Origin of the sequence: Sphingobium sp. (genome assembly GCF_003248505.1) — a bacterium.
GTDB lineage: Bacteria > Pseudomonadota > Alphaproteobacteria > Sphingomonadales > Sphingomonadaceae > Sphingobium.
On record NZ_QFOA01000108.1, the window covers coordinates 1 to 7,975 of the forward strand.

Sequence of the window (7,975 nt, forward strand, 5' to 3'; positions counted from 1 at the left end):
CTTTTGAAGTTTGCAGAAAGCGGCCAGCTCTATCGCGGCGCCAAGCCCGTCATGTGGTCCCCGGTCGAAAAGACCGCGCTGGCCGAGGCTGAAGTCGAATATGAGGACGTGACTTCCACTCAGATCGACGTGGCGTTCGAAATTGTCGAAGCACCCAACGCCCCCGAACTGGTCGGCGCGCATGCGGTGATCTGGACGACGACGCCGTGGACCATTCCGGTCAATCAGGCTTTGGCTTATGGGCCAGAGGTTGAGTATGTCCTGGGACAAGCTTATTCCGGTGAAGCAAAATTCATCGAACCCGGCGATGAAATGCCACTCATCCAAGAGGGGCGACTGGTTCTTGTCGCTTCTGCGCTGGTTGAAGAATTTGAGCATCGAACCGGATGGACCGTCGCTGAGCGTGGCCGCTTCAAAGGCTCCGACCTAGCCGGTGCAATCGCCCGTCACCCGATGCACGCCCTCGGCGGCTTCTTCGCCAAGCCGCGCCCGTTCCTCGCAGGCGATTTCGTTACCACCGACGCGGGCACCGGCCTTGTCCATATGGCCCCCGACCATGGCGAGGACGACTTTGCCCTCTGCAAGGCGAACGGCATCAATCCCGTCTTCGCGGTCGAGGGCGATGGCAAATATCGCGCGGGCTGGGCGTGGCTCGGCGGGCAGGGATCGGTCATCAACCCCAAATTCGTAAGCCGGGACGGGCCGATCTGCAACGATTTGCGCGAAGCAGGTGCGCTGCTCGCGGCGTCGGACGATTTCCGCCACAGCTACCCGCATAGCTGGCGTTCGAAGGCGAAGATCATCTACCGCTGCACGCCGCAATGGTTCATCCCGATGGACCAGCCGCATGGCAAAAGGACGGCAGACTATCCGCTCCCGCCGCTGGAGCCGGTGACTGGCGCTCTGGCGAGCGCGCTGCCGACCAACGGTCCGACCCTGCGCGAAGTGGCGCTGGACGCCATCGCCCATACCCGCTGGGTGCCAGAGCGTTCCACCAACCGCATCCGTTCCATGGTGGAGGGCCGCCCGGACTGGGTGATCTCCCGCCAGCGCGCATGGGGCGTGCCGATTGCGCTCTATGTCCATCGCAAGAGTGGAGACTATCTCGTTGATCCGGCAGTCAATACCCGCATTGTCGAAGCTTTCGGGGCAGGGGGCGCGGATGCCTGGTTCGGTGCGGATCATCAGGCGCTGCTCGGCCCAGACTACGATCTGGCCGATTATGAGGTGGTGAACGATATCCTCGACGTGTGGTTCGATTCCGGATCGACCCACAGCTTCGTCGTCGAAGGACGCTATGGCGATGGCGCGCGGGCCGACCTTTACATCGAAGGGTCCGACCAGCATCGCGGCTGGTTCCAGTCTTCCCTGCTCGAAAGCTGCGGGACCAGAGGGCAGGCCCCCTACAAGGCCGTGCTGACTCATGGTTTCGCGCTCGACGGATCGGGCAAGAAAATGTCCAAATCGCTCGGCAATGTCGTCGATCCGCTCAAGATCATGAGCGAAAGCGGCGCGGACATCCTGCGCGTCTGGGTGGCGAGCACCGACTATTTCGACGATGTGCGCATCGGTAAGGAAGTGCTGGCCGGATCGTCCGACGCCTATCGGAAATTGCGCAACACTTTCCGGTACATGCTCGGCGCTCTTTCCGATTACGATGAAGCGACCGAAGCCGTCAGCTACGCCGAGATGCCGGAACTGGAGCGCTATATGCTCCACCGTCTGGCACAGCTCGACGCGGAACTGCGTTCCGTGGTGGACAAGGAGAAGGGAAGCGAGAATTGGCTGGAATTCAGCCGATATACGCGCGCGATCTTCGATTTCGCCAACAGCGACCTGTCGGCCTTTTTCTTCGATATCCGCAAGGATTGCCTTTATTGCGATGCGAAGAGCGATCCGAAACGGCGCGCTTATCGCACATTGCTCGATACGCTGTTCCATGCGCTCGTCCGTTATGTCGCGCCCATCATTCCCTTTACCGCCGAGGAAGTATGGCAAAGCCGCTTCCCCAACGAAGAAGAGAGCGTTCATTTCCTCGAATGGCCGGACGTCGACGCGCGGTGGATCGACGGGCATCTGGGCGACAAATGGGGCGAGTTGCGCTACCAACGTGAGCAGGTCAACGAAGCCATCGAGCCGTTTCGCCGTGAAAAGCTGATCCGCTCCAGTTTGGAAGCGGACGTTACCATGGGCGAATTGCTGCCTGTCGATGGCGTGGATTTCGCCGAAGTGGCAATCGTCGCGCGGGTCGAAATGGGCGTGGGCGATGGCATCGTTGTGCGGCCTAGCGAGTGGCACAAATGCGGGCGGTGCTGGCGGCTGCTGCCGGAAGTCACGCAGGACGGCGCGCTGTGCGACCGGTGCGACAGCGTGCTGAAGGGCTGATCCCATGGCTGTCACGACAACCCACCGCCCGTTTGGCCTCACCGTCGCCATCGTCACCCTGGCGCTGGACCAACTGGTGAAGTATACCGTCACCTACCCGCTCGCGCTGCAAAGCCGTGGCGAGGAGGGTATCGAAATCCTGCCGATCTTCCGCCTGCGCTGGTTGGAAAACCGGGGCGTGTCGATGGGGTTCTTCCATGCCGATACCGACATGATGCGGTGGGCGCTCGTCGGAATGACGGTGCTGATCGCAGGCTTCGTGGCGGTGTGGATGTGGCGGGAGCGCGCACGGCAGGATGTCGCGGCGCTGGGCCTCGTCCTGGGGGGAGCGATCGGCAACATCATCGACCGGATGCGGCTGGGCTATGTCATCGACTATGCCGATCTGCATTTCGGGGAGTGGCGTCCGTTCCTGATTTTCAACCTGGCGGACGCCGCGATCACCATCGGCGTGCTGATCCTGCTTGCGCGGGCGCTGCTGCTGCGCGACAAGGGCGCAAAGACGGAGACTTTGAAGTGAAGCGTAATCTGATCCTCGCCGCCGGCCTCGTTGCATCGCTGTCGGCCTGCGGTGGCGGCGGCGGACTGTTCAATCGCGACCGCCCCGATGAATTCGCCGTCTCGCGCGCTGCGCCGCTGGTGATCCCGCCCGACTTCGCGCTCGTCCCGCCTGCGCCGGGCACGCCAGCAGCGGCTTCCGTCGATTCGCGGGCCGAGGCGATGCAGGCGATGTTCGGCGGTCCTGCCCCCCGGAGCGCGGCGGAATCGGCGACGTTGAGCGCTGCCGGTCGCGGCAATGCGGCGGCAGGAATTCGCTCGCAGGCGGGCGATCCGGCTACCGAAGTGGTGGACAAGGGCGCAACCACGCGCGACATCATCGCCGCGCCGGAAGGCGACGGGCAGAATGCGCGCGCTGCAGTTCCCCAACAGTAACGAACGCGCCTAGGGGCGATAAAGGATCTGCGCCTTGCCCGTTGCCTTGACGGGGAGGTGCAACCCCTGACCGTAAGCGTGAATCTGACCGATCTCGAAACGATCCGCCTGCGCCCGGATGACAAAGTCGCCCTGGCGTTTGTCTGCGATGGCGCGGCTGATTTTGGCTTTGAGGTCGGCCACATCCCCGGCGAAGTTCTGACCGAGCGCAGCAGCGATCAGACTTGAAAAGCCTGGACTTTGGCCGATGGCGATAAGCATGTCGCCACCTGCAGCATCGGTATTCCCGGTGATGATCGGATCGACGAAGCTGACTTTCGGCGAATTGGGCGCGTTTATCGGACGGGCGGCCAGCCATATGCGCCCATGCGTTTCGTCGTTCGATCCCGCCGGCGTCGCGACGATGTCCGCGCCCACAGCGATGCGACCCCCCGTCGCCCCATAGCACTGGATGTTATCGAAGCGCGCCATCACCGGACCGATTCCCGGCAGATCGAACGGTCTTGCCGCCCGCTTCGCCAATGCGCGCCTGATGACGGGTTCGAGCTGGCGATAATCCGCCGTTACAGGAATGTGGAAAGCCAGCCCGTCCCGCAGGTTGGATCGTTCCAACGCGGGCAGGGGAGTGGGGCGGCTGTCGTCCGGTCGTTCGCCGACGAAGGTCTCGGTAACGGCCTCCATGCCGAGGTTGACCCGGACCGAGCGGCCCTCCATCCGGTATCCGTTGTAAAAGAGTCGCGAAGGGCTGATGCGCATCCAGACCGGCGGATCATGATCGTTGAGCGCCAGCGTCGTGAAGGATCGACGCCATAGCCGGTCCGCCTGCGCGCGCAGGTTCATTTTCGCGAGTTGCCTTGGCAGATCGCGTTCCAGCTTGGCGACGATCGGCTTCAGCTTTTCGTCCGCCTTGTCAGTAAAGCGAATGCGCTGTCCCAGAAAGTCGATGCCCGGTTCGGTCTTCCAGTCATAATCCAGGCGTACGCTGCCCTTCGGCGTCCAGTCGGGGCCAAGGTCGATACGAATGCGGGCGTGTACCAAAGCGGAACCGGTGGCGGTTTCTCCCTTCAGGATGCCGCCCACATCGCGCGCACTGATGCTGGCATGGATCGGCACGTCGGCAATGATGTCGCGCCCCTCGCCTCGCAGCGTAACGGGGCCGCGCGTCACGCTGCCGACGATGGTGCACCCGATCCGCGGCGTGACCTTAAGGTCGCTGCCTAATATTCGTACCTTCTGCGGCGGGATGCAGCGCGGTTCGCGCTGGTTTATGGTCCACAGGATCTGCGGTATTCCCTCTTCCACTCCGCGCCGGAGGGATTCGGCGTCCGCTTCCACCGGCACTGCGATCAGGGATCGTTCCTTGGGGACCGGCACTTTGTCTGTCGCGTGGGGCGGCGCGGCATTCCGTTCCCGCTGGCGGCATCCGGCGATCAGGCAAAGGGCGAGGATAGAGATGCAGGAGCCTGTCTTCAAAGAGGCGCGCAACACGTCCCGCAATCACTCCTCCACACCCAACCCGATCTGCCCCAGCTTCATCGCCGATGCGGTGGCATCATGACGCGCAGGCAAAAACTTTGTTCCTCGGCCAGCGTCAGGCCCGCGCTTCGGTCCCCACGCTGTTATGCCGCAATGCCGTCAGCACGGTATCTACGATAGCGTCCGCATCCAACCTTGCGTCGGCATATTGCCGCTCCGGTTTGTCATGATCCTGAAAAATATCGGGAAGGCGCATCGTGCGCAGCTTCAGCCCGTTGTCGATGAGCCCCAGATCGCTCGCCAGCGTCAACACATGCGCGCCCAAACCGCCGATCGCCCCTTCTTCAATGGTCACCGCCACTTCGTGGCTGGTCAACAAGCGGCGGATCAGCGCTTCGTCGAGCGGCTTGGCAAAGCGCAGGTCGGCAACGGTCGTCGAAAGTCCCTTGGCTTCCAGCGCTTCGGCGGCCTTCATCGCTTCTTCCAGCCGGGTGCCGAGCGACAGGATCGCGACCTGACGCCCTTCGCGCACGACGCGCCCCTTGCCGATTTCCAGCGCCTCCGGCACCGAAGGCATGGCGACGCCAGTGCCGTTACCACGGGGATAGCGAACCGCAATCGGGCTGCTGTCATGGACCGCGCAGGTATGCACCATGTGCACCAGCTCCGCTTCGTCAGCGGCGGCCATCACGACGAAGTTGGGAAGGCTCGCGAGATAGGTGACATCGAAGCTGCCCGCGTGGGTCGATCCGTCCGCGCCGACAAGGCCAGCCCGGTCGATGGCGAAGCGCACCGGCAGGTTCTGGATCGCGACGTCATGGACGACCTGATCGTACGCACGCTGGAGAAAGGTCGAATAGATGGCGCAGAAAGGGCGCATCCCCTGCGCGGCGAGACCGGCGGCGAACGTCACGGCATGTTGTTCGGCGATGCCGACATCGAAGGTCCGGCGCGGGAATGTTTGCGCGAATTTGTCGAGACCGGTGCCCGACGGCATGGCGGCGGTGATGGCGCACACCTTGGGATCGCGCTCGGCTTCCGCAATAAGGGCCTGGGCGAAGACGTTGGTATAGCTCGGCGGCCCGGGCGGGGCCTTTGCCTGGGCGCCGGTGATGACATCGAATTTCTGGACGCCATGATATTTGTCCGCCGCCGCTTCGGCAGGGCCGTAGCCCTTGCCCTTTTGCGTTACGACATGGATCAGGCAAGGGCCTTCCGCCGCGTCGCGGACATTTTCCAGCACCGGGATCAGATGGTCGAGATTATGGCCGTCGATGGGGCCGACATAGTAAAAGCCCAGTTCCTCGAACAAGGTGCCGCCGGTCGCCATGCCGCGCGCATATTCGTCTGTCTTCTTTGCCGCCTTGTGCAGCGGGCGAGGCAGTTTGCGCGCAAGGCGCTTGGCCAGATCGCGCAGGCTCAGAAATTCGCGGCTCGATACCAGCCGGGCGAGATAGGCGGAAAGGCCACCGACCGGCGGCGCAATCGACATGTCGTTGTCGTTGAGGATGACGACCAGGCGATTGCCAGCCTCGCGCGCGTTGTTCATGGCTTCGTAGGCCATGCCCGCCGACATGGCGCCGTCGCCGATAACGGCAATCGCCTTGCCGGGGCGGTCCTGCACCTTGTTGGCGATGGCGAAGCCCAACGCTGCGCTGATCGACGTCGAACTGTGCGCCGCGCCGAAGGGGTCATATTCGCTTTCGGCTCGCTTCGTGAAGCCCGAAAGGCCGCCCCCCTGCCGCAACGTGCGGATACGGTCGCGCCGCCCGGTCAGGATTTTATGGGGATAGCATTGATGTCCGACGTCCCAGATCAGCCGGTCGTCGGGCGTGTCGAACACATAATGAAGCGCCGTTGTCAGTTCCACGACGCCAAGTCCCGATCCGAGATGGCCACCCGTCACGCCTACTGCCGCAATGGTTTCGGAACGCAGTTCGTCGGCCAACTGGCGCAGTTGTTCGGGCTTGAGTGTGCGCAGATCGGCGGGGGTGAGGACCGTATCGAGCAGGGGCGTTTGCGGATTTGACATTGTGAAGGGTCTACTCGCTTTCCTGCTCCAAGTCGAATTCTAGCTTATGATGTATATGTCGCGACGAGCGGAGCCGCGATCAATGCGCGTTGCAAGTGCCGCGCATCTCTATAACCGCGCGAGACGGAGCGAAGCCGGCCTTCTGGGCGGCGGTGCGCAGCGCGGAGGTGATGGGGTCGTCGTCGATGTGAGTGACCTGCCCGCATATGTCGCACACCAGGAAAATGCAGTCATGCTGGCACCCGGGATGAGCATTCGCGATATAGGCGTTCGCGCTTTCCACTCGCATCGCGATATTGTTCGCCACGAACAGGTCGAGGATGCGGTAGACGCTGTTGGGTGCGACGCGTTTGCCGCGTGCCTGCGACACGGTTTCTGCAATGTCATAGGCCGATACCGGCCTGTCCTGCGCCGTCAAGGCATCGAAAATGGCGGCGCGCATGGGGGTCCATTGCTCGCTGCGCGATTCCAGCGTTTCGCGCGCGGCGTCCGCCAGGCGAGAGCCGGTGGGTTCATCATGATGATGGGCGTGGGTGGCCATGGCGTCAATCTAAGCTGGCCATGGGCATAGGGCAAGGGCGCGTCATGATCGTGTGAACTGCCACGCGGCCCAGAGCCAGCCTGCGATCATCATCGTTCCGCCGATCGGCGTCACCGCACCGAGCCAGCGCGGCGCGCCCAGCGCCATGGCGTAGAGCGTGACGGCGAAGATAGCTGCGCCCGCCAGCATCAGCATCGCCGCGCCGCGAGCGACGCCCATGATCGCGATGGCGGCGACGGCATGGATCAACTGATAGAGGCCGCCGGTGCGGAGCCACTCCGCCGCTTTCGCGTCCGCCACGCCGTGTGCGCCGAACGCGCCCGCTCCGATCGCCATCGCTGCCGAAAGGCAGGCCAGCACAGCCATCATCATTGCTCTCCATCGCCGCGGCTGGCCAGGTTCATCCGCCGACCGGGCCGATACATCAGATCCTTGGCCGATATCAACGTGCCATGTTCGATCTGCACGGCCATGCGCTGGTCGTCGTTGAGGCGATATTGCCGTTCGACCTCCTCGATCTCGGCATCCGGCACGCCCAGCGCCTGCATCGCCTGCGCGCCCATGCAAATCGCCGATTCATAGACTTCGCGAACGACCCCGGCGAGGTC

At 63.3% G+C, this 7,975-nt stretch carries 7 protein-coding genes and 1 pseudogene; 3 read left to right on the plus strand and 5 right to left on the minus strand.

From position 1 onward, the window contains the following. From DI606_RS18650 to DI606_RS18660, 3 genes are all read left to right on the plus strand, one after another. Positions 1–2,385, plus strand: a 2,385-nt coding sequence (locus tag DI606_RS18650; RefSeq protein WP_293985361.1) for an isoleucine--tRNA ligase, incomplete at its 5' end; no start/stop codon positions are given. 4 nt (positions 2,386–2,389) lie between these two features. Further along, positions 2,390–2,905, plus strand: a complete 516-nt coding sequence (gene lspA / locus DI606_RS18655; protein ID WP_293985362.1) for a signal peptidase II — start codon at positions 2,390–2,392, stop codon at positions 2,903–2,905. After that, positions 2,902–3,318 (plus strand): DUF3035 domain-containing protein, encoded by a 417-nt coding sequence (locus tag DI606_RS18660; protein WP_293985363.1) that lies wholly within the window; start codon positions 2,902–2,904, stop codon positions 3,316–3,318. Before lspA ends, DI606_RS18660 begins: the two co-directional genes overlap by 4 nt. 9 nt (positions 3,319–3,327) lie before the next feature. Here DI606_RS18660 and DI606_RS18665 read toward each other — a convergent pair whose 3' ends face one another. The 5 genes and pseudogenes from DI606_RS18665 to DI606_RS18685 all read right to left on the minus strand — a co-directional run. After that, positions 3,328–4,806, minus strand: a complete 1,479-nt coding sequence (locus DI606_RS18665; protein ID WP_293985364.1) for a DUF4403 family protein — start codon at positions 4,804–4,806, stop codon at positions 3,328–3,330. Positions 4,807–4,909: 103 nt separating this feature from the next. Continuing rightward, positions 4,910–6,826, minus strand: coding sequence for a 1-deoxy-D-xylulose-5-phosphate synthase (dxs, locus tag DI606_RS18670; protein WP_293985365.1), 1,917 nt, complete (start codon positions 6,824–6,826; stop codon positions 4,910–4,912). 79 nt (positions 6,827–6,905) lie between these two features. Next, positions 6,906–7,367: a Fur family transcriptional regulator gene (locus DI606_RS18675; RefSeq protein ID WP_293985366.1), complete on the minus strand. Its 462-nt coding sequence runs from the start codon at positions 7,365–7,367 to the stop codon at positions 6,906–6,908. Positions 7,368–7,409: 42 nt separating this feature from the next. Beyond that, a complete protein-coding gene (locus DI606_RS18680) occupies positions 7,410–7,736 on the minus strand; it encodes a DUF423 domain-containing protein (protein WP_293985367.1) in 327 nt (108 codons plus the stop codon). After that, a pseudogene (locus tag DI606_RS18685) lies at positions 7,736–7,975 on the minus strand (sodium:proton exchanger); the annotation flags it as partial. The gene DI606_RS18680 and the pseudogene DI606_RS18685, both read right to left, overlap by 1 nt.